Origin of the sequence: Bacillus sp. AFS029533 (assembly GCF_002585125.1) — a bacterium.
GTDB lineage: Bacteria > Bacillota > Bacilli > Bacillales > Bacillaceae_G > Gottfriedia > Gottfriedia luciferensis_B.
This window is the reverse complement of the sequence record NZ_NUQC01000022.1, coordinates 53,942-74,156: the sequence shown is the minus strand read 5'-3', so window position 1 is coordinate 74,156 and position 20,215 is coordinate 53,942. Positions and strand designations below refer to the sequence as shown.

Here is a 20,215-nt window from a genome sequence, read left to right as displayed (position 1 = left end):
AAAATGCAAAGTAATCGATTTCAGGTTAATAATTTCTTAGTTATAAGTTTCCTATTTATCATTTTTGCTGGGGCTATTTATGTTTGGGTTAAAGGTGATTTGAAGTATTCTACGATTGAAAATAGAGAACTTGCACAAATGCCAAAAATGAGTTTAAAAAAGTTAGCTTCAGGAGAATATTCAAAAGAATTTGAGCTTTATTTTAATGATCAATTTCCTGGTAGATTGAAATTAATTGAAGCGAATGCAACAATCAATAAAGATTTATTAGGTCAGAATGTTGTACAAGATGTATATGTTGCCAATAATGGTTTATTATTATCTACTGTGCCTAAACAAACAAAAGAAAGTGCAAAAGTCATTGCAAATAGAATTAATAAATTTGCACTACAAGCATCAAAACTTGGAGTGAACACTTATTTTAGTCTAGCACCAAATAAATCAGTGACATTTGAAGACCAATTCCCTTCATACTTTCCTAGTTATGGGAATGAGGCGTCAGATTATCTTTTTAGTTATATTGATCCGATTGCACACCCTTTAGATCTCAGAATTACAATGAATAAACATAAAAATGAACCCAATTTATATCCTTTTACTGATCATCATTGGAAGGCAAAGGCTGCATTTTATTCATATCAAACAATCATTAATACAATTTATATGAATTCAAATGAAGTTGGAAAAGCAATGAACGCGGATGATTTCATTTGGAAAGAAGAAGGCTTACCTTTTTACGGTTCGGATGCTCGTAAAACGACGAGAGCAAATGTAACGAAAACAGATACAATAACTGTCGTAAAAAGTAAGGAAAAACAGGATTTAAATGTCTGTTACAATGCTATATGTAATAGAGGTTTATATGCAGAAGAACCATTGAAAAATGTTAGTCTCTATACAAATCGATATGTTACTTACATGGGTGGGGATCATCCTGAAACAGCGATTTATAACGATAAAGTAAAGAATCGAAAATTATTGATTATTAAAGATTCTTATGCAAATGCAAGTATACAATTTTTTGTTAACCATTATAAAGAAACAAGGGTTCTTGACTTGAGATATTATAATAAAATGCCTATCATTGATTATATTAAAAAGTTTAAAATAGATGATGTAGTCATTATGAATAATGTTAATTCTATTTATGTAACACCGACATTAACAAATTTTGATCATCCTGGTCAAGGAGAAAATCAATAAATACAATGTATCTTCCGGGTGGGACAATTGAAAAGGGATGTCATAAGAGAAAATTCTTTATGCATCCCTTTTTTCTAATTGGGAAGAAAACTCAAAAACAATTAAATAGAAAAATAGAAGTAAAAAATTTGCAAACATATTCTATACTGTACTGTATTCATTAATCACAAGATTAATAGGCATTTATTCGTTTTTAAAGTAAAATAGATTTATAGTCTTTCATTTCTAATATAATGGTTTAGCCATTCAATAAAGGGGTCTAATGATTAAACTCTAGGAGTGATTAATATGAAGAAAGTAAGAAAAGCGATTATTCCAGCTGCGGGCCTTGGTACACGATTTTTACCTGCAACAAAAGCAATGCCGAAAGAAATGTTACCGATTGTAGATAAGCCAACGATTCAATACATCGTTGAAGAAGCGATTGAATCGGGTATAGAAGATATTATCATTGTAACTGGTAAAGGAAAGCGCGCGATTGAAGACCATTTTGATCGAGCATTTGAGTTAGAACAAACTTTATATGAGAAAGAAAAGTACTCTCTTTTAGAAGAAGTAAAAATTCCTTCAAATATTGAGATTCATTATATACGTCAAAAAGAACCAAGAGGATTAGGTCACGCAGTTTGGTGTGCTCGTAATTTTATTGGAGATGAACCATTTGCGGTTTTACTTGGTGATGATATCGTTGATGGAGAAATTCCAGCTTTAAAACAATTAATTGATCAATATAATACAACCTATTCATCGGTCATTGGTGTTCAATCTGTAGCTAGTGAAGAGACTCATCGATACGGTATAGTTGACCCATTATTACAAAATGGTAGGAGATACGAAGTAAAGAATTTTGTTGAAAAACCAGCTCCTGGAACGATTGATTCAAATTTAGCCATTTTGGGTAGATATGTACTGACACCAGAAATTTTTATGTTCTTAGAAGAACAAAATATTGGTGCTGGCGGAGAAATTCAATTAACTGATGCAATTCAAAAATTAAATCGAATTCAACGTGTATTCGCTTATGATTTTGAAGGAACAAGATATGATGTAGGTGAAAAACTAGGATTTATAAAAACAAACATTGAATTTGCATTAAAGAAAGAAGAAATAAGAGAAGATTTGATTAACTATTTAAAAAAGATTCTTTCAGTAGAAGTTCAACTTTAATCATTACAAATAAAAACGACTAAACCTTTTGTTATAGGAAAACAAAGTTTAGTCGTTTTTTTCGATATGGTTTTAATTCCTTAATCATTCAACATCCTTGTTAGCTTGTTGAATGTAATAGTTCAATGTTTTTTCAAGACCTTCATACAAAGTGTAGGCTGGCTGCCAATTTAATAATGAGTGTATTTTTTCATTTGTTAAATAGCTATCACGAATATCGCCACTACGTTCATCTTGGTATTGAACTTCAATTTTTCGGTTAAGAATTTGTTCAGTAACCTCTAATAATGTATTTAAAGATGTTTTTATGTTTGTACCAACATTACATACATCATTTGCTGGTTGTTCTCCTGCATTAAAGTTTGCTGAAGCAATATCTTCTACGTAGATATAATCTCTAGTTTGCTCGCCGTCTCCGAAAACAGTAAAAGTAGAATTTGATATGATTTTATCCATCAGAATACTAATAACTCCACCTTCACCTTTTGGATCTTGGCCAATACCATAAACATTGGCATATCTAAGAATAGTAAAAGGGATTTCATATAATTGATGGTATACATTTATGTAATATTCAGGTGTTAATTTTGAAATGCCATAATAAGAAATAGGGTGTTTTTGATGGTTCTCATCCACTCCTAAATAAACCGGATTACCATAAACAGCTGCTGAAGAAGCATAGACAAGTACTACTTCTTTTTCTTCTTTTAGTTTGCGTACAGCCTCTAATAAATTGAGTGTACCTAAAATATTAATTTTTGCGTCTTCTAAAGGATGTTGGATTGAAAATTGAACATCGATTTGTGCAGCGTGATGATTGATTATATCTGGTTTTTCTTTTAGTACAATATCAATAAATTTAGAATTACAAATACTTTCTTCGTAAAAAGTAACATTTGGTGGAAGAGTAGCTATGTTTCCACTTGAAAGATCATCTACAACTACAACTTGGTAACCTTTGTCTATATACATTTTTACAAGATTCGAACCAATAAAACCAGCACCGCCTGTAATTAAGATCTTTTTCATAAAACTTCTCCTTAAATAATGGACTAGCAATCATAGATTTCCTTATATATTAACTAAAATTATGATATTAATTTTACCATAGTAATACAAACTAGACCATGTAAAATAACTAGTACTTGAAGAGCTTTCATTATTTAATTAAAGTTTGAATTAATCGTTTAGCTGATTGACCGTCTTGATATTTGTTAAATCGATGATTAAATTCAGCTACTTTTTGAAGATCATAGTTACCTTCTTTTATAATGTTAATGATTTCATCCGTTGTTCTGACAATCGGTCCTGGAACAAACTCATCATAATCATAGAAAAAGCTTCTTTCATCTAAGTATTCTTCAAGGTCATATGCATAAAAGATCATTGGTCGTTCCAAAATTGCATACTCAAATACAAGGGATGAGTAATCACTGATTAGTATATCTGTAAGATAAAGTACTTCATTCATATCATGATTGCCTAGGTCAATGACAAAATCTTTTGCTTCTTGTGGAATGACAGTCCCTTTTTTCACAGCAGGATGTAGTTTTAGTACTAGTACATACTCATCTTGGAGTTTATTAGCCATTTGGATTAAATCTAATTGTAAATTAAAATTCTTTCGCTCTTTAGGGCTACCTCTAAATGTAGGAGCATAAGTAATAATTTTTTTGCCTTTCAACATTGGATACTTATTAAAATATCTATTTTTTACTGACTCTAACATCTCTTCATTATAAAAAAAGTCAGTTCTTGGTAAGCCTAAAGCTAAAACCCTCGATTCAGGAACGTTAAATGCCTCTGCATAAAAAGGAATAATTTCATCGCAAGAAACGATCACATTGGAATAGGAAGTATGAGCTTTTATTTCAAATTCCTTACTATTACTATCTTTATAGCCTACTGCGCTAAGTCCAAATTTTTTGAAGGCTCCACATGCATGCCATACTTGAATGACTTTCGTATCTTTTCGTAAATTTACATTATATAGAGGTCTGTGATAATCATTCAGTATTACATATTTAGCACGTCCAAAATCATAATACATTTTACATAGCTCAGAGAAATTACGCTTTCGAATAAAATGGCCAATAATTTTGTACTCTGGTTTAGTTTTAATCAGTTCTTCGTAGATAAAATAATAAGAGTCTTGAAGTCCAGTTGATTTATTTGAAGCAAATATAATCTCATCTTTCATTGGGAGCATTCTTGCAAAATTTAGAACAACCCGTCTAGCGAAGGCACTTTTTAACCGACTTGAGAATTTGTTTTTCCTTTTTTTATTTGCTTTCCTTCTGACCAGGCTATTAATAGGAGTTAAACTATTTTTTCTGACGGCTGCCAAACAAGAATTAACCTCTAATTTATGTATAGAAGTTATTAATTGATGAGCCATTTCTGGATTTAATCGTGCTTCCCAAACTTTTAGTAAATCTAAATGAATTCGTTTTGCTTCTGGACTCATAAAATGATAACGATTAACGATTTCATAGGATAGAATCCGAGATATAGCTGGGATTTTGTTATATAGATGAATATCAATTGTATTTACGAATTCCAAAAATAGTTTTAAACTCTCAACTTGGGTTTCTGTCTCCATACTTCGAATCGCACTGTTAACTGCCGGCCATATATCTGCCATTACGATTCTTTGGTAGTAATGCGATTTTAATTGATTGCGTTCAAATTTGTTTACAATGTATTGATCCCAAAGAGGATCGGAAATTGAAAGACTCTTTAAGATATCATTTAAGACCTTAACAGAATTAACTCTGACAATTTGAGATAAAGAAATATTGTCTTCAGCTTCTCTAGAACGATAGTAATAAATAACTTTATCAACGGTGAAAATTCGATTAGCCTTTAAGTATGCTTCTATTATAAAAGGGTGGTCCTCGGTTACTTTAATGTTTTTAGGAAAATTGATATTTTTGACGTGGGTAGCTTTAAAAAGTTTATTACATGGTCCAAGAGAATAGAGTAGTCCAGGAGTTGAGATTAAGGACTTTTCTCCAGGTATATTTACTCCATTACTAACATGACTACCAATAAACCATTTATGAGTACTATTAAAGCTTAACGATTGCCCTGTAACAACATCTGCATTTTCATCAAGAGCTGCTTGGTACATTGCTTCAATCGCATCATGAGGTAATAAATCATCAGAATCGACAAAGCCGATATACTCACCTCTAGCAATCTTCTTTCCATTATTTCTAGCTACACCAGGTCCGCTATTATCTTGAATACCTAATACAATATTAGGGTAATCTTTTGCATATTGTTTTATTAATTCAACACTTTGATCACTTGAACCATCGTCTATAAATATAATTTCTATATTTTTAAGTGATTGATTCACTAAGGATGAACAGGTTACTTCAATATATTCCTCTACATTGTATACAGGGATGATTAAACTAACTTTAACGTCCTTTAAATCAGGGTTGATTATTAATTCAAAACTCATCAATTTTTCCTCATTTCAAACGATTAAATAAAAGTTTATTTATTAGTTAAAAGTAATTTTGTCAAAAATATTGGAAATTATTCCATCTTAAATGATTTATGCATAGGTTAAGCAAAAGAAAAGGCAAGTAAACAGATAAATCCTCGGATTTAAATGCTTACTTACCTTTAACGAATTATTTAATTAGCGTTTCTACGAATCTTTCTGAAGCTCGTCCGTCAGCTATTTCATTGAAACGTTGGTTGAATTCTTTCACTTTATTTAAATCAAACTGATCTTTTTGAATTAAATCGATAATCTCATTTGTAGTTGAAGTAATTGGACCTGGTACAAAATCATGATAATCATAGAAGAAACTTCTTTCTTTCATGTAGTTCTCATAATCATATGCAAAGAAAATAACAGGTCTTTCAAGTAATGTATACTCAAATAATAAAGAAGAATAGTCGCTTATTAAAATATCTGTCATTAATAATACTTCATTAATATTTTCATTACCTAAATTCAATACAAAATCACGAGCAGATTCAGGGATTTTTACATTATTCGTAACTGCTGGATGCAATTTTAGTACAAGTACGTAATTTTCCCCTAATTTTTCTTGCATTGCAGCTAAATCAAGTTCCAAATGGAACGTTTTTCGATCTCTTGGGTTTCCACGGAATGTTGGAGCATAAGTAATAATTTTTTTATCTTTTAACTTTGAAAACCTATTAAGGAATTTTCTACGAACATACTCCTTTGTTTCATCGTCAAAGAAAAGGTCAGTTCTAGGTAGTCCTAAAGGTAAAACATTTTTTTGATCAATATCAAATGCTTCAGCGTAATGAGGTACAACTTCATTCGTTGAAACAACAACTTTTGTATAAGGTTTGTGAGCATTTGTTTCAAACTGTTTTGGATTACTATCTGCAAAACCTACTGCACTATGTCCAAACTTTTTAAATGCACCACAAGCATGCCACATTTGAATTACTTCTGTTTCTTTTCTAAAATTCATTTTATAAATTTGGCGGTGATAATCGTTTAGAATAATATATTTAGCACGGCCAAATTGGTAGTATGTTTTACATAAATCAGCGAACTCTCGTTTCTTAAAGAAGTCATCAACTACTTTATATTGTGGGCGCTTCGTTCTAATTTGCTCGTAAATGAAAGGATATGAATCATCCAGACCTTTCGATTTATTTGATGCAAAAACGATTGTATTATCTGCAGGTAGTAAACTAGCAAACTTAAAAACTACTCGACGTGCAAATGCACTCTTAAAACGGCTCTTAATTTTATTAATACGTTTTCTGCGATCTCGTTTGCTAATATGACTCTGAATTGGCTTGATCGAATTTTTTTGTAATGCTTTTAAACACAACTGTGTATCAAATTTTCTATTAGAGTTTTTCAATGTATGCATAGTACCTGGGTTACTAAGTTTTATCCATTCTTTTAACCAGTTTAAATGCAGTTCCTTTGCCTTTTGCGATAATAAGCTATAATGAGGAACCAATTCGTATGAAGTGATTCTAGTTAAAGCAGGTACTTTATTATATAACTTAAAGTCAATGGTCTTTAGCCAATCATAAATTAATTGAAATGCTTCTTCTTGGATTGAAGCATTTTTTGAACGAACCGCGCTCATAATAGCAGGCCATAAATCAGCTGTAACGATACGATGGTAATAAACACCCATTACATCTAAACGCTCTAGCTCGTTCGGTATTAAATTATTCCATAATTGATTAGAATAGCTCAAACTTTTTAAGATATCACGTAAAACCTTAACTGAATCAACACGTACTACTTGTGAAAGAGAAAGATTTGACTCTTCTTCTCGATTACGGTAATGATAGATTACTTTATCAACTGTAAAAATTTTATTTGCTTTTAAATAAGCTTCAATAATAAATGGATGGTCTTCTGTTACTCTAATATCAGTTGGGAATGACATATCTTTAATTAGAGTCGCTTTAAACATTTTGTTACAAGGACCTAATGAATATAATAGTCCTTTATTTGCAACAAGTGACTTCGTACCAGGAGTATATACACCATTGTTGACATGACTAGCAATATACCAAGAACGAGTACTATTAAAGCTTAGAGAAGCTCCTGTAACTACTTCAGCATCCTCAGTTTTTGCTGCTAGATACATAGTTTCTAATGCATCCTCAGGTAATAAATCATCTGAATCAACAAAACTAATGTATTCACCTTTAGCCAAAGTCAATCCATTATTTCTTGCAACACCAGGACCAGCGTTTTTCTGAATTGCATACAGTATATTTGGATATAAGTTTAAAAGGTCATTAATGATGTTTGGCGTCTGATCAGTTGAACCATCATCAACTAATATAATTTCAATCGGACTTAATGTTTGTTTGGCAAGTGATTCAATTGTCTCTTTAATATAATTTTCTACATTATATACAGGAATAATGATACTAACCTTAGGTTGATCTATTTTAGATGGTCTTACTACTTCAAAATTCATTTTAGGTAATTTCTCCTCATTATTAAAATAGTGTATGAGTTATATGATTAACATAAAAAAGAGGAGAGCAGTATCCCCTCTAATTTTATATTATATTTTCCATTCCATAACTGATTTTCCCCAGTTAGTTGTTAAATCACGTTCGAATGCATTATGAATATCATCAATACTACGAATTTCATTTACATCTCCAATTAGAGTCTCTAAGTATTCGACTACTTCAGGATTCTCATGAAGGAAATTAACAGTTTCAACGAAGTCAGAGCGTCCGCTTCGACTGCTACCTATTAAAGTAATTCCTCTTTCAAGGATCATTCGCGTATTGATTTCAACAGGATATTCAGATACGCCAAGTAATGGAATCGAGCCTTCTGGTTGAATGTGGTTAATAATTTGTTCTACAGCGTATTGACTACCAATACCACCTACACATTCAAAAGCATGGTCGACTGTTACATCTTCAGGAACTTCATCAATTTGATACGTTTCATCTGCAAATGAGAAGTAGCTTAACTTTGAATGGTTTTTACCAAATACATATACTTTACTTTCTGGATAACGCTTTTTTAGGATTAGAGCAGTTATAAATCCTAAGTTTCCATCACCCCAAACGCCTAAAACATCACGACGTTGATGTGCACGTTCTTCAAATCGGACAACTGCATGCATACTTACACTGATCAATTCAGAAAACGCTGCAACCTGCAAGTTAATGTCTTCAGATAATCCTACTACACGGTCTCTTTCAAGGAATACATAGTCTTGCATGAAACCATCATAGCCACTTGAACGAAACTTACTCGTTTTTAAATAATTTTCAGCAATGACATCATCAACCTGAGTAGGTGTATTTGGAATCATCACGACATGAGAGCCTGTTTTGAAATCACCTTTTGGATCATAAACAACTTTTCCGACACCTTCATGGATCAGTGCCATTGGTAATTTTTTTGCCATGGCTTCTTTGCCACGAGTACCAGTATAGTATCGTTGATCAGCAGCACAGATTGATAAATGTGTTGGACGTACAACGATATAGTCACCTTCTAGAGATTGTTCTTTATAAGTGATCTCAATTTGTTTTGTTGAAACTAAACGATAGATTTGATTAATCATTTTGCCGTCACCTGATCCTTTAAAAGTGCATTTGCTACTTTTAAGTCATACGGAGTCGTAATCTTCATATTAAAAACTTCACCTTTAACTAGCTTTACGTCTACACCTTTAAGAAGACAAATTTTACAAGCGTCAGTTAAGATTGCTTTTTGTTCTGAATCTAATTCAGAATAGTGTTTTGTAAGTAGATTAATATTAAAACTCTGAGGAGTTTGTCCTTGATACATTGTATTTCTTACTGGGATATCTGTAATCGTATCGTGATTAGAAGATTGAATGATTGTATCAACAGCCTCAATAACAGTATCAACAGCTCCATATGTTAGAGCAGCATCAATATTTTCTTCTATAATTCGATGAGTTAAGAACGGTCTAACAGCGTCATGCGTTACGATAATATCTTCATCAGTGATTTCAAAGTTTTGTTGTAAATAGCGAATACCACTCATAATTGATTCATTACGGTCGCTACCACCCTCAACAACAGCTATACGGTCATTCGTACCGATATATTTTTTGATAATATCTTTTGTATGTTGAATCCATTCTTTTGGCGTTACAACTAAAATCTTTTTAAAGTCGTCATTTAAGATGAATTTTTCTATTGTATGGATAATAATTGGACGGTTATTCAGTGCAAGAAATTGTTTTGGCATACTAACATTTCCCATGCGAGTACCTTTTCCACCCGCTAATATTTCTGCATAAATCATTCATTTCACCTGCTTTTTTATTTTGGAATTAATATGTCAAGTAAGGATATTTTAATAAAATACCCAAAGTATACAAAAAAATTACATTTCGTCAATTGTTGAATTTACATAAGTATAATAATATCAAATAAAAAATAATTAGTCGACATTATACTATATTATTCGATGCTATAGTACAAGTAGCTTCAAATTAAATGATTGACTATTAGAAAAATGGTAAAAAAGGAAGGTTTATGGTAAAATATCGTATATTTTGTCAAGTTAGAATTGATGATTAATTCTATTCAGGAGGTAAGACATTCTTGGGTTTACATAAAAAGAAGATTTTACTTATTTCGCAACACTTTTATCCAGAAATAGGTAGTGCAGCAAACCGTATGAAAAATATTTATATAGAGTTGAAGGAAAAGGGGTTTGATGTAAAGGTACTAACATTAGAGCCTAGATATCCAAGTCGTGAACTATATGAAGATAAACAATTTTGGAATGAACCACTAATCGACGAAAAGGATATCATTCGAATTGATCCTTCTATAAAAAAACACTCTGGAAGTATTTTAAAGAGATTATATTTATATCTGGAAGTTATGGTTCGATTTATCGGTACTATTTTTAAACAAAAGGCTGAATTTGATTATATTTTTGTGACATCTCCGCCAATATTTGTAGGTGTGGCAGGTTTAATTGCTAAATGGAAGTTAAAAGCTCCACTAATATTAGATATAAGAGATTTATGGCCAGAGTCTCTAACCGGCGTACAAGTTTTCTCTAATCCATTAATCTTAAAAACTGCATATAAAGTAGAAGAAATATTATATAAAAAAGCAACGAAAATAATCGTTAATAGCCGAAGTTTTATTGAATATATGACAAATAAAAATGTAAATAAGGATAAAATTACATTTCTACCTAATTCATTAACTGAAAGTGAATTAGCATATAAAGAGGCCCAATTAGAAAAAGAAAATATTACCGTTATTTATACTGGGAATTTAGGCTTAGCACAGGATTTGCATAAGTTTATGAAAACAGCTGCATTATTAAAGGAAAATACTTCAATTAATTTTTCAATTATTGGTTATGGAAAAAATACAAATGAAGTTAAAAATTATATTGAATCGAATGGATTATCGAATGTAACATTACATACTGCAAAATCCCGAAACGAAACTTTAAAACTTGTAGCAAGTGCTGATATTGCTTATGTAAGCTTAGTAAACCAAGAGGTGTTTAAAACCGTCTTACCAGGAAAAATAATTGATTATATGTGTGTTAAGAAACCAATCATTGGAGATGTAGCAGGGTATGCAAGTGAAATTATTCATGAAGCAAACTGTGGAATGATCTTAAAAGAAGATACGCCTGAAGAATTGGTTGAAAATATATATAAACTTGCAAATGATCCAAATCTCCGAAAAAATTATGGAGAAAATGGCTATCAATATGCATACAAAAATCTACGTTGGAAAACGAATATTAATGTGTTATTAAAAGTGATGGAGGATATCCATGAATAAAAAGGTTTGTGCGTTTGTATTTAATCATTTTACGAATGATGCACGCGTACTGCGTGAATGCTCTGCTTTAGCAGAAGTCGGATATGATGTTGATTTAATTGCTTTACATGATGATTCAAAAGAATTACCAAAAAGAGAACGTATGGAAGAAGGATTTAATGTAATCCGAGTAAACAATCGTTTACCATTTGGAATCTATCATCTTGTTCATTATTGTGCAAAGATCTTTAATTTAGTAAAAAGTAGTTTATTAATGAAACTAGTTGCTATTTTATTGATTTTACTTGGGTTATTTTTAAATGCAGTTGCAACGATTATTATTGCTGCTGTGATCGTTCTTTTTGGTAATCGTTATATGAAAGTACTATTAACTAGAGGCTATAATATTTTACAAATGATCTATCATGGGCTTAAAAGGGATTACGATATTTATCATGCGAATGATTTAAATACTTTACCTCAAGGTATCATTTGTGCAAAAGTATTCAAAAAAAGTAAATTAGTTTATGATTCACATGAAGTTCAATCTAGTAGATCTGGTTATGAGAATCCGATTTTCGGAAAGATTGAGAAGTTTTTAATTAAATATATTGATGTGATGATTCACGAAAATAATACTAGGGCAAAATATACTCAAGATTTATATGATATTGACTATCCTGAGGTAATTCATAATTACCCATTTGTGTCTAAGCCGGAAGAAAGTAAAGCGATTAATCTTCATGAAAAACTAGGAATTAGTGAAGATGAACCAATACTTCTTTATCAAGGTGGTATACAAAAAGGGCGTGGATTAGAATTAATTGTAAAAGCTGCACCTTTATATAAAAGAGGGATCATTGTTTTTATTGGTGATGGAAAGATAAAGCCTACTCTCTTAAATTTAGTAGAAGAGTTACAACTACAAAATCGAGTGAAATTTATTGATAAAGTGCCAGTAGATGAATTACTAAATTATACAAGAAATGCTTATTTAGGATTTCAAGTATTAAATAATATCAATTTCAATCATTATTCAGCGTCTTCGAATAAATTATTTGAGTACATGATGAGCGGTGTACCAGTTGTTGCTTGTAGCTTCCCAGAAATTCAGAAGGTAGTTGAAGGTGAATATACTGGTGTATGTGTAGACTCCCACGATATCAATTCAATCGCTGAAGGTGTGAACTATTTATTAGACAACCCTGAAGTTCGTGACGAAATGAGCAAAAATTGTTTAAAAGCAAGACATAAATACAATTGGAATAATGAGAAGAAAGTTTTCATCGGAATTTACGAAAAAGTTTTATACGGTGAAAAAGCAACAATGGTAAGCTAAAAGAGTTTGATTATGTGAATATTTTAGTAGAGAAGGTAAAAAGAACTAGGGATTATGCCATATTTCTTTTTACCTTTCTATGCATAGAGAGGTAGCTAAAATGACCAATTATAAGTTAAGTGTTGTAGTCATTAACTATAACAAAGAGAAATTTATTGAGGAAAGTTTACAATCTGTCATGGATCAGTCATTAGAAAATATTGAACTGATTGTTGTCGATGATGGATCGACTGATAAAAGTAGTGTTTTAGCTGAAGAATTCACAAAAAAATATCAAAATGCAAAGTTTATAAAGCAAGAAAATAAGGGACCAAGTGCTGCAAGAAATACAGGTTTATCTCATGCAAGTGGCGAATATATTGCATTTTTAGATGGAGATGACATTGCTTACCCCGATGCATATGGCCAATTATATTCTTTAGCAAAAAAATATAACGCTGATACGGCAGTAGGTAATATTTTATGTTTTAACGGCGAAAAAACTTGGCGTTTAAATTATATGAAAGAAATTTTCAAAGAAGGTTTACCTGAAAATAGACAGATTCTAAAGAACCCAGAATTACATCTTACACCATCTGCAAGTAATAAATTATTTAAAAAAGAACTACTAGAACGCGAGGATATTCGATTTCATGATGAACTTCGAGTCGGCGAAGATTTATTTTTTACGGAGAAATCATTGTTGAAATCAAACTGCACAGTCGTATGCGATGTAGATGTAATTGGTTATCGAATTGAAGATCCAGAAAATAGTTTAATCAAATCTGGAACAATACAATTTTTTAAACAATTAGTTGTGCTACAAAAAGAGCTACGATCTTATTATGAAGAAAATGGTTTTACAAAAGAATTAATACATATCGAAAGAAGACAACTTAAATTCTTTATTAACTCAATTAATCTAAAGGCAAATAAACTACCAAATGATGAGAAGTTGAATCTTGCATCTGTTGGGAATGAATTTATGAAAACAATTCGAAATGAATCGATTAAAAATGAGCTAAGTGTTGTTCCAAAGTTTGTTGCTGAGACTTTACGATTAAATGATAAAAGAGGTTTAAAAATTTATTTATCCTTAAAATCAAACCCTAAAATGACGAATAGTAAGTTAAGAAAAGTAGTTTACCTTCTTTCACTATTTTCTTTAAGATACAAGTTTGTTAAATCTTAGTTAATTTAATGTAAAATAGAGTCGAATCATGAAAATTAATTGTAAGATTAATTAAAACAATAAATAGATATTTATTGAAATATAATTTCTACTAATTTAAAATGATGATTGGTGCTTTTTCTAATTTATACGTTTCTTTAATAGAAAAGGTAAGTTATAGTGATTTAAGTTTTATCCAATTATCCAAAAAGTTTACTAATAAGACGTTTACTATAATCTAAATATCAGTAAACTATTAGTAAAGCAAAAGAGTAGAAATTAGTAAAATTTCTGAAAGAGGTTATAGTAAAATGAAAATTTGCACAATTGGACTAGGGTATATAGGATTACCAACTTCTGCGATGTTTGCGAAATATGGCGCAAGTGTTGTAGGTGTAGACGTACAAAAAAGCGTTGTAGATAAATTAAATTCTGGAGAAATTCATATAGAAGAGCCTGGATTAGGCGAAATGGTTAAAGAAGTTGTAGAAAAAGGATTTTTCAGAGCATCTTTAACACCAGAAGAGGCTGACGCATTTATTGTTGCAGTACCAACACCTAATAATGATGATGAGAATAAATCTTGTGATTTATCATATGTATTAGACGCAGTTCATAAAGTAATTCCTTTCTTAAAAAAAGGGAATGTATTAATCGTTGAATCAACAATCGCACCTAGAAGTATGGATGACTTTGTAAAACCACTAGTAGAACAAGCTGGATTTACTGTAGGTGAAGATATTTATCTTGTTCATTGTCCAGAACGTGTATTACCAGGCCAAATTTTACACGAATTAATTCATAATAATCGTATTGTAGGCGGGATTACAGCTGCATGTAGTGAAGCTGGAGCAAAAGTGTATCGTACATTTGTTGAAGGCGAAATTATTCAAACAGATGCAAAAACTGCTGAAATGTCTAAACTAATGGAAAATACATTCCGTGATGTAAATATTGCGTTGGCAAATGAACTAACAAAGATTTGTAACTCATTAGAAATCAACGTATTAGATGTTATTCAAATGGCAAACAAACATCCACGTGTAAACATTCATTCACCAGGACCAGGTGTTGGAGGTCACTGTCTTGCTGTTGACCCATACTTTATTGTAGCTAAAACTCCTGAATTAGCTGGTATGATCAAATTATCTCGTGATACAAATGTATCTATGCCTAAATATGTTGTTGATTCAGTAAAAGAACTAGTTTCAGGTATAGAAAATCCTAAGATTGCAGCATTTGGTGTGACATACAAAGGTAATGTAGATGATATGAGAGAAAGTCCTGCAATGGAAATTATTGAGTTATTGAACGAAGAGGGACTAAATGTCACAATTCACGATCCTCATGTAACTTCTGAGAAAATTGATGTTTTATCTGCTGAGGAAGCTGTGGAAGATGCAAGCTTAATTCTTGTATTAACAGATCACAATGAATTTAAAACAATGGACTATAATAAACTTGCTAAACAAATGAAGCAAGCAGTACTATTTGATACACGTAATTGTGTACCAACTTCAAATGATTCTGATATGAAATTTGTTAATTACGGAAATTTATATAAAGAAATTAAAAAGAATGTGGTTGATTTATGAGTAGTATAAAAACAGTTTTACAAGAACATGCTAAAAACTTATCATTAATTTTTCGTCTTTCATCTTATGAGACACGTAAAGAATATGCAGATAGCCAACTTGGCGTAATTTGGGTATTTTTAAACCCGCTTTTTCAAATAGCTGTTTACTGGGTAACTTTCGGAACGGGAATAAGAAATGGAGCTCCAGTAAATGGTATCCCGTTTATTATTTGGATGCTTTGTGGTTTAATACCGTGGTTCTTTATTAGTGCAGCAATTATGCAAGGATCAAGTTCGATTTTTAACCGAATCGGAACAGTATCTAAAATGAACTTTCCATTAAGTATTATCCCATCATATGTAGTTTTATCTAGGTTTAATACACATGTATTTATGATGCTCATCTTATTAATTGGTGTAATTGTAAATCGAGGAATCGAACATATAAATATTTTTGCACTAATTTATTTTATGATTGTGGGCTTACTGTTTAATATCGCACTTGCATTACTTACATCTACTTTATCAACGATGGTTAGGGATGTTCATTTATTAATTCAATCATTAACTAGAATGCTATTATATTTATCACCTATTTTATGGGAGCCTAAGGGTGCAAATATTTTAACTAAATTAATGAAGCTAAATCCTCTCTACTATATTATAGAAGGATATCGTGGCGCTTTATTATATGGACATTCTAATTTGATTTTTTCTAAAATAACTATTTATTTTTGGTGTGTATTGCTAGCCTTTTTCATTATCGGCTCTATTTTTCATGTTAAATTCAGGAAGCAGTTTGTTGATTTCCTATAGAAGGTGAACTGAATGACAAAAAAAGTTGTCTTTAAAAATGTTACAAAGAAATTTAAAATTTATAATAAACCGACTGACAAGCTAAAGGATTTATTCTTTGGTGGTAGAGGCGGAGAATATTTTCATGCGTTAAAAAACATTTCATTCGAAATTGAACAAGGTGAAATTGTAGGGATCATTGGTTTAAATGGTTCAGGTAAAAGTACAATGTCTAATTTAATTGCTGGTGTTACAATGCCAAATGATGGCGAAGTTGAAGTAAATGGAGTTGCTTCACTAATTGCCATTCAAGCTGGATTAGATAACCGATTAACTGGTTTAGAAAATATTAGATTAAAAGGTTTGATGATGGGTCTTACGATTAAGCAAATTGAAAAAATCACTCCTGATATTATTGAATTTGCCGAAATTGGAAAATTTATTAATCAACCAGTAAAATCATATTCAAGTGGTATGAGATCAAGACTTGGGTTTGCGATCTCTGTAAATATCGACCCAGACATCATGGTAATCGATGAAGCATTATCTGTTGGTGATCCTACTTTTACAAAACGTTGTTTAGATAAAATGAATGATTTTAAAGAACAAGGTAAAACAATCTTCTTTATTAGTCACTCATTAGGTCAGGTTAGAAGCTTCTGTACAAAAGGCTTATGGATTCATTATGGAAAATTAGTTGAGTATGGTGAAATTAATGAAGTATGCGATAACTACCAAAATTTCCTAACTGATTATAATAAATTAACGCCTGCAGAACGTGCAGCAGACCGTGAAAAGAACATGCATGTAAATCAATAATGTAAATAGACACTTTATGAAATAGATTTTTTTTCATAATAGTGTCTATTTTAATAGAGTTTTATCTATACAAAAGTTGTATTGGAAAGGAATATTATGGAATCCAAAAGTAAATTTAGAATTTTTATTGGTTATTGGATACCTGTTATCCTTATAGCTGGCATTATCTTTTATTCATCAGCAACCCCGTATGAAAAACAAGATATAAGACCAGAAATAAGTCATTTTACATTTTTATATGATCTAATGAAGCATTTCACCTTTGTCCACTTTAACTATGCTGGACATATAGTAAGTATAAAAGAACTTGGAGTAGCAGGATTTACAGAGTTCTTTATTCGTAAACTATGCCATTTTTCAATCTATCTTTTACTTGCCTTTTTTGCTACAAGATTAGCAAAGCTTTATGTAAACAGAGCCTTTTTAATAGGCGTGATTTTTTCAATCCTATATGCAGCTTCTGATGAATTTCACCAATCCTTCACTGCAAACCGAACTCCGCTAGTTCAAGACGTAGTAATCGATTCGATCGGAGCACTAATAGGAGCATCTTTATTTTTATTAATAAGTAAGAAGCTTAAAGCAAAAGTTCAAAAATCCATTCGAGTTTAATCGAATGGATTTTTTTGTATGAAATCATAAACGGTAGTAAGAAAGACGTTATAAAGACAAAACATTTCAAAGTGATGAAATATTAAGGGTTAATAGTGAAAGCGTAAATTAAGTGAACATTATTAATGATAAAAACATTTTATAACTTAGGAATTTTAACCATAAAGAACTAATTTTTTGAAAAAAGTTCAAATGATTAGTTTATAAGTTAATTTTCGACTTAATTGAAGTAAAACTGGTTAATGAACTTTTGTTACTCTAAGTAAAAGATATTAAGAAGCTTTTTAATGGAGACTTATTTTAATGAATAAGTTGATTGGAACGGAGGGATGCTCGACTCCTATGGGATTAGCGGGAAGGCTGAGACCCCGCAGGCGCGCCGAGGAGGCTAAGGTCTCGCCCCATGGAAAGCGAGCATACCGTAGTGGAAATCAACATCACTCTACTCCTTTTACGAAAATCTAATTACTAAATGCAAGGATTATTTTTCACCAAAAAAATCTTACCTAAATTCATTTAGATAAGATTTCATTTGTCACAGCTTTATAAAAGTAGGTTCTGTACCTGCTTTCTCAACATAACCAATTTTAACTGGAGTCATTTGAATCAATACATAGTTAGGATCCTCGGGACCTTCAAGCCATCTAGACAATTCCTCAGTCCAAACTTTCTCTTCAGGACCTGCATTTTCAATAACTTCAGCTCTTGCAAACATCTCAACAAAGTTATCATCTAATCGGTCACCATCATGACCAAGTAGGATATGTACGTTTGAATTCTTTTTTATATCTTCTACTTTTTGAGAATTTTTATTTGTAGCGATATAAGGTGTTAGGCCTTTAAAGAAAAATACCATATAACAGCTATGCGGAAAGTCTTCACGAATGGTTGTAAATAAACCTAATTGTTTCGCTTTAAGCACTTTCATAATATTTTGTTGAATCATTTTTATTAACTCCTTCCTAGTTCAGAAGAAGAGGAGGTAGAAAACTTTTCTACCAACCGAATCTCCAACATAAGTTATTCTAGTTCTCAAGGTCATAATCCTTTGAGCAATATAAGCAAAAACGAAACTTTTATCCAATGGAACGATGATTTTGCCATCAACACTTTAAGTGTTTGTTAATTGTTTTACATTTAAACCTATTTTTTTAAGTCTTTTGCATATGATATTTATAAGGATATTTAATTAGGAGGTTATTATGGCTCATCGTTTATTTTTTATTGTTACATTTATCGGTGTACCATTATCGGTAATTGGGAGCTTGATGCATTGGAGCGAGATTTTATTATTTATCATTTACTGTTTAACGATTATTTCATTAGCTGGCATTATGGGAAGAGCTACTGAAAGTTTAGCGATTGCAGCTGGCCCGAGAATTGGGGGACTTTTAAATGCAACATTCGGGAATGCGGTAGAGTTAATTATCGCGATTTTTGCATTGCAAAATGGCTTATCGGAAGTAGTGTTAGCATCACTAACAGGTTCTGTAATAGGAAACTTACTACTTGTAGGTGGACTATCCTTTTTTATTGGTGGATTAAAATATAAACGTCAAAGCTTTAATGTTTACGATGCGAGACATAATTCAGGATTGTTGATTTTTGCGGTGGTACTAGCCTTTGTCATTCCCGAAATTTTTTCAGTTAAAATGACCGCAAATGATAAGATGACACTTAGTGTAGGTGTTTCGATTGTTTTAATGGTTTTATACTTAGCTGCACTTTACTTCAAATTAGTTACACATCGAGGGGTTTACGTAGCTAAAAATCAAGAGATCGTAGAAGAGCATGAAGAAGCTGAGTGGAAAACAGGGAAAGCCATGATTATTTTAGCGTTAGCGACTGTAGCGGTTGGATATGTTTCAGAGAAGCTAGTTCATACGTTTACGACTGTGGGAGATAAGTTCGGATGGACTGAATTATTTATCGGTATTATCGTTGTAGCAATCGTTGGTAACGCTGCTGAACATGCGTCTGCAATTGTGATGGCATATAAAAATAAAGTAGGGGTTTCCGTCGAAATTGCTGTTGGTTCATCATTACAAATTGCCATGTTCGTAGCGCCAGTTTTAGTGATTTGTTCATTGTTTATTGGAGAAAGAATGCCATTAATATTTTCCATGCCGGAATTAATTTCGATGATCACTTCTGTATTTTTAACAATTGCGATTATGAATGACGGAGATACAAACTGGTTTGAAGGGTTAACCTTATTAGCTGCATATTTAATTATGGGGATCGGTTTCTACTTATTATAAAAACAAAA

The 20,215-nt window shown here is 31.5% G+C and carries 15 protein-coding genes and 1 pseudogene; 10 read left to right on the top strand and 6 right to left on the bottom strand.

Annotated elements, in window-relative coordinates; translation table 11 throughout:
* The first annotated feature begins 3 nt into the window (after positions 1–3).
* Both COE53_RS13540 and galU read left to right on the top strand, forming a co-directional pair.
* Complete coding sequence (locus tag COE53_RS13540; RefSeq protein ID WP_098948252.1) at positions 4–1,203, top strand: DHHW family protein; 1,200 nt, start codon at positions 4–6, stop codon at positions 1,201–1,203.
* A gap of 288 nt (positions 1,204–1,491) precedes the next feature.
* Positions 1,492–2,370, top strand: coding sequence for a UTP--glucose-1-phosphate uridylyltransferase GalU (gene galU / locus COE53_RS13535; protein WP_069035410.1), 879 nt, complete (start codon positions 1,492–1,494; stop codon positions 2,368–2,370).
* A gap of 84 nt (positions 2,371–2,454) precedes the next feature.
* On the opposite strand, the gene COE53_RS13530 is transcribed toward galU, so the two are convergent.
* From COE53_RS13530 to COE53_RS13510, 5 genes are all read right to left on the bottom strand, one after another.
* Entirely contained in the window at positions 2,455–3,399 is a 945-nt protein-coding gene (locus COE53_RS13530) for a GDP-mannose 4,6-dehydratase (RefSeq protein WP_098948251.1), read from the bottom strand.
* 130 nt (positions 3,400–3,529) lie between these two features.
* Positions 3,530–5,842 (bottom strand): bifunctional glycosyltransferase/CDP-glycerol:glycerophosphate glycerophosphotransferase, encoded by a 2,313-nt coding sequence (locus tag COE53_RS13525; RefSeq protein WP_098948250.1) that lies wholly within the window; start codon positions 5,840–5,842, stop codon positions 3,530–3,532.
* Between the two features lie 175 nt (positions 5,843–6,017).
* Positions 6,018–8,330 carry a bifunctional glycosyltransferase/CDP-glycerol:glycerophosphate glycerophosphotransferase gene (locus COE53_RS13520; protein ID WP_098948249.1) on the bottom strand — a complete coding sequence of 771 codons (2,313 nt, stop codon included), beginning with the start codon at positions 8,328–8,330 and terminating at the stop codon, positions 6,018–6,020.
* Between the two features lie 90 nt (positions 8,331–8,420).
* Positions 8,421–9,446, bottom strand: coding sequence for a ribitol-5-phosphate dehydrogenase (locus COE53_RS13515; protein ID WP_069035406.1), 1,026 nt, complete (start codon positions 9,444–9,446; stop codon positions 8,421–8,423).
* A complete protein-coding gene (locus COE53_RS13510; RefSeq protein WP_069035405.1) occupies positions 9,443–10,159 on the bottom strand; it encodes an IspD/TarI family cytidylyltransferase in 717 nt (238 codons plus the stop codon). The genes COE53_RS13515 and COE53_RS13510 overlap by 4 nt, the downstream gene beginning before the upstream one ends.
* Before the next feature lie 302 nt (positions 10,160–10,461).
* Between COE53_RS13510 and COE53_RS13505 the strand changes: the two genes are divergently transcribed.
* From COE53_RS13505 to COE53_RS13475, 7 genes and pseudogenes are all read left to right on the top strand, one after another.
* Positions 10,462–11,676, top strand: coding sequence for a glycosyltransferase family 4 protein (locus COE53_RS13505; RefSeq protein ID WP_069035404.1), 1,215 nt, complete (start codon positions 10,462–10,464; stop codon positions 11,674–11,676).
* Complete coding sequence (locus tag COE53_RS13500) at positions 11,669–12,994, top strand: glycosyltransferase (RefSeq protein WP_069035403.1); 1,326 nt, start codon at positions 11,669–11,671, stop codon at positions 12,992–12,994. Before COE53_RS13505 ends, COE53_RS13500 begins: the two co-directional genes overlap by 8 nt.
* Positions 12,995–13,094: 100 nt before the next feature.
* Positions 13,095–14,165: a glycosyltransferase family 2 protein gene (locus tag COE53_RS13495; RefSeq protein ID WP_069035402.1), complete on the top strand. Its 1,071-nt coding sequence runs from the start codon at positions 13,095–13,097 to the stop codon at positions 14,163–14,165.
* Between the two features lie 290 nt (positions 14,166–14,455).
* Positions 14,456–15,739, top strand: a complete 1,284-nt coding sequence (locus COE53_RS13490) for a nucleotide sugar dehydrogenase (protein ID WP_069035401.1) — start codon at positions 14,456–14,458, stop codon at positions 15,737–15,739.
* The gene (locus tag COE53_RS13485) at positions 15,736–16,536 is read left to right on the top strand and encodes an ABC transporter permease (RefSeq protein WP_069035400.1); all 801 of its coding nucleotides are present in this window, start codon (positions 15,736–15,738) and stop codon (positions 16,534–16,536) included. Before COE53_RS13490 ends, COE53_RS13485 begins: the two co-directional genes overlap by 4 nt.
* Positions 16,537–16,548: 12 nt before the next feature.
* Positions 16,549–17,319, top strand: a pseudogene (gene tagH, locus COE53_RS13480) (teichoic acids export ABC transporter ATP-binding subunit TagH); the annotation flags it as partial.
* 111 nt (positions 17,320–17,430) lie between these two features.
* Complete coding sequence (locus COE53_RS13475; protein ID WP_069035398.1) at positions 17,431–17,946, top strand: VanZ family protein; 516 nt, start codon at positions 17,431–17,433, stop codon at positions 17,944–17,946.
* 535 nt (positions 17,947–18,481) lie between these two features.
* On the opposite strand, the gene COE53_RS13470 is transcribed toward COE53_RS13475, so the two are convergent.
* On the bottom strand, positions 18,482–18,892 hold the full coding sequence (locus COE53_RS13470; RefSeq protein ID WP_098948248.1) for a pyridoxamine 5'-phosphate oxidase family protein: 411 nt from the start codon (positions 18,890–18,892) through the stop codon (positions 18,482–18,484).
* 256 nt (positions 18,893–19,148) lie between these two features.
* Between COE53_RS13470 and cax the strand changes: the two genes are divergently transcribed.
* A complete protein-coding gene (gene cax / locus COE53_RS13465; RefSeq protein ID WP_069035395.1) occupies positions 19,149–20,207 on the top strand; it encodes a calcium/proton exchanger in 1,059 nt (352 codons plus the stop codon).
* The last annotated feature ends 8 nt before the right edge of the window (positions 20,208–20,215 follow it).

Bases quoted from the DNA above. Each gene is read 5' to 3' on its own strand.
- galU (WP_069035410.1), top strand. From the start codon at position 1,492: ATGAAGAAAGTAAGAAAAGCGATTATTCCAGCTGCGGGCCTTGGTACA.
- COE53_RS13515 (WP_069035406.1), bottom strand. From the start codon at position 9,446: ATGATTAATCAAATCTATCGTTTAGTTTCAACAAAACAAATTGAGATC.
- COE53_RS13470 (WP_098948248.1), bottom strand. From the start codon at position 18,892: ATGATTCAACAAAATATTATGAAAGTGCTTAAAGCGAAACAATTAGGT.
- COE53_RS13495 (WP_069035402.1), top strand. From the start codon at position 13,095: ATGACCAATTATAAGTTAAGTGTTGTAGTCATTAACTATAACAAAGAG.
- COE53_RS13510 (WP_069035405.1), bottom strand. From the start codon at position 10,159: ATGATTTATGCAGAAATATTAGCGGGTGGAAAAGGTACTCGCATGGGA.
- COE53_RS13540 (WP_098948252.1), top strand. From the start codon at position 4: ATGCAAAGTAATCGATTTCAGGTTAATAATTTCTTAGTTATAAGTTTC.
- COE53_RS13475 (WP_069035398.1), top strand. From the start codon at position 17,431: ATGGAATCCAAAAGTAAATTTAGAATTTTTATTGGTTATTGGATACCT.
- COE53_RS13530 (WP_098948251.1), bottom strand. From the start codon at position 3,399: ATGAAAAAGATCTTAATTACAGGCGGTGCTGGTTTTATTGGTTCGAAT.
- COE53_RS13500 (WP_069035403.1), top strand. From the start codon at position 11,669: ATGAATAAAAAGGTTTGTGCGTTTGTATTTAATCATTTTACGAATGAT.
- COE53_RS13525 (WP_098948250.1), bottom strand. From the start codon at position 5,842: ATGAGTTTTGAATTAATAATCAACCCTGATTTAAAGGACGTTAAAGTT.
- COE53_RS13485 (WP_069035400.1), top strand. From the start codon at position 15,736: ATGAGTAGTATAAAAACAGTTTTACAAGAACATGCTAAAAACTTATCA.
- cax (WP_069035395.1), top strand. From the start codon at position 19,149: ATGGCTCATCGTTTATTTTTTATTGTTACATTTATCGGTGTACCATTA.
- COE53_RS13490 (WP_069035401.1), top strand. From the start codon at position 14,456: ATGAAAATTTGCACAATTGGACTAGGGTATATAGGATTACCAACTTCT.
- COE53_RS13520 (WP_098948249.1), bottom strand. From the start codon at position 8,330: ATGAATTTTGAAGTAGTAAGACCATCTAAAATAGATCAACCTAAGGTT.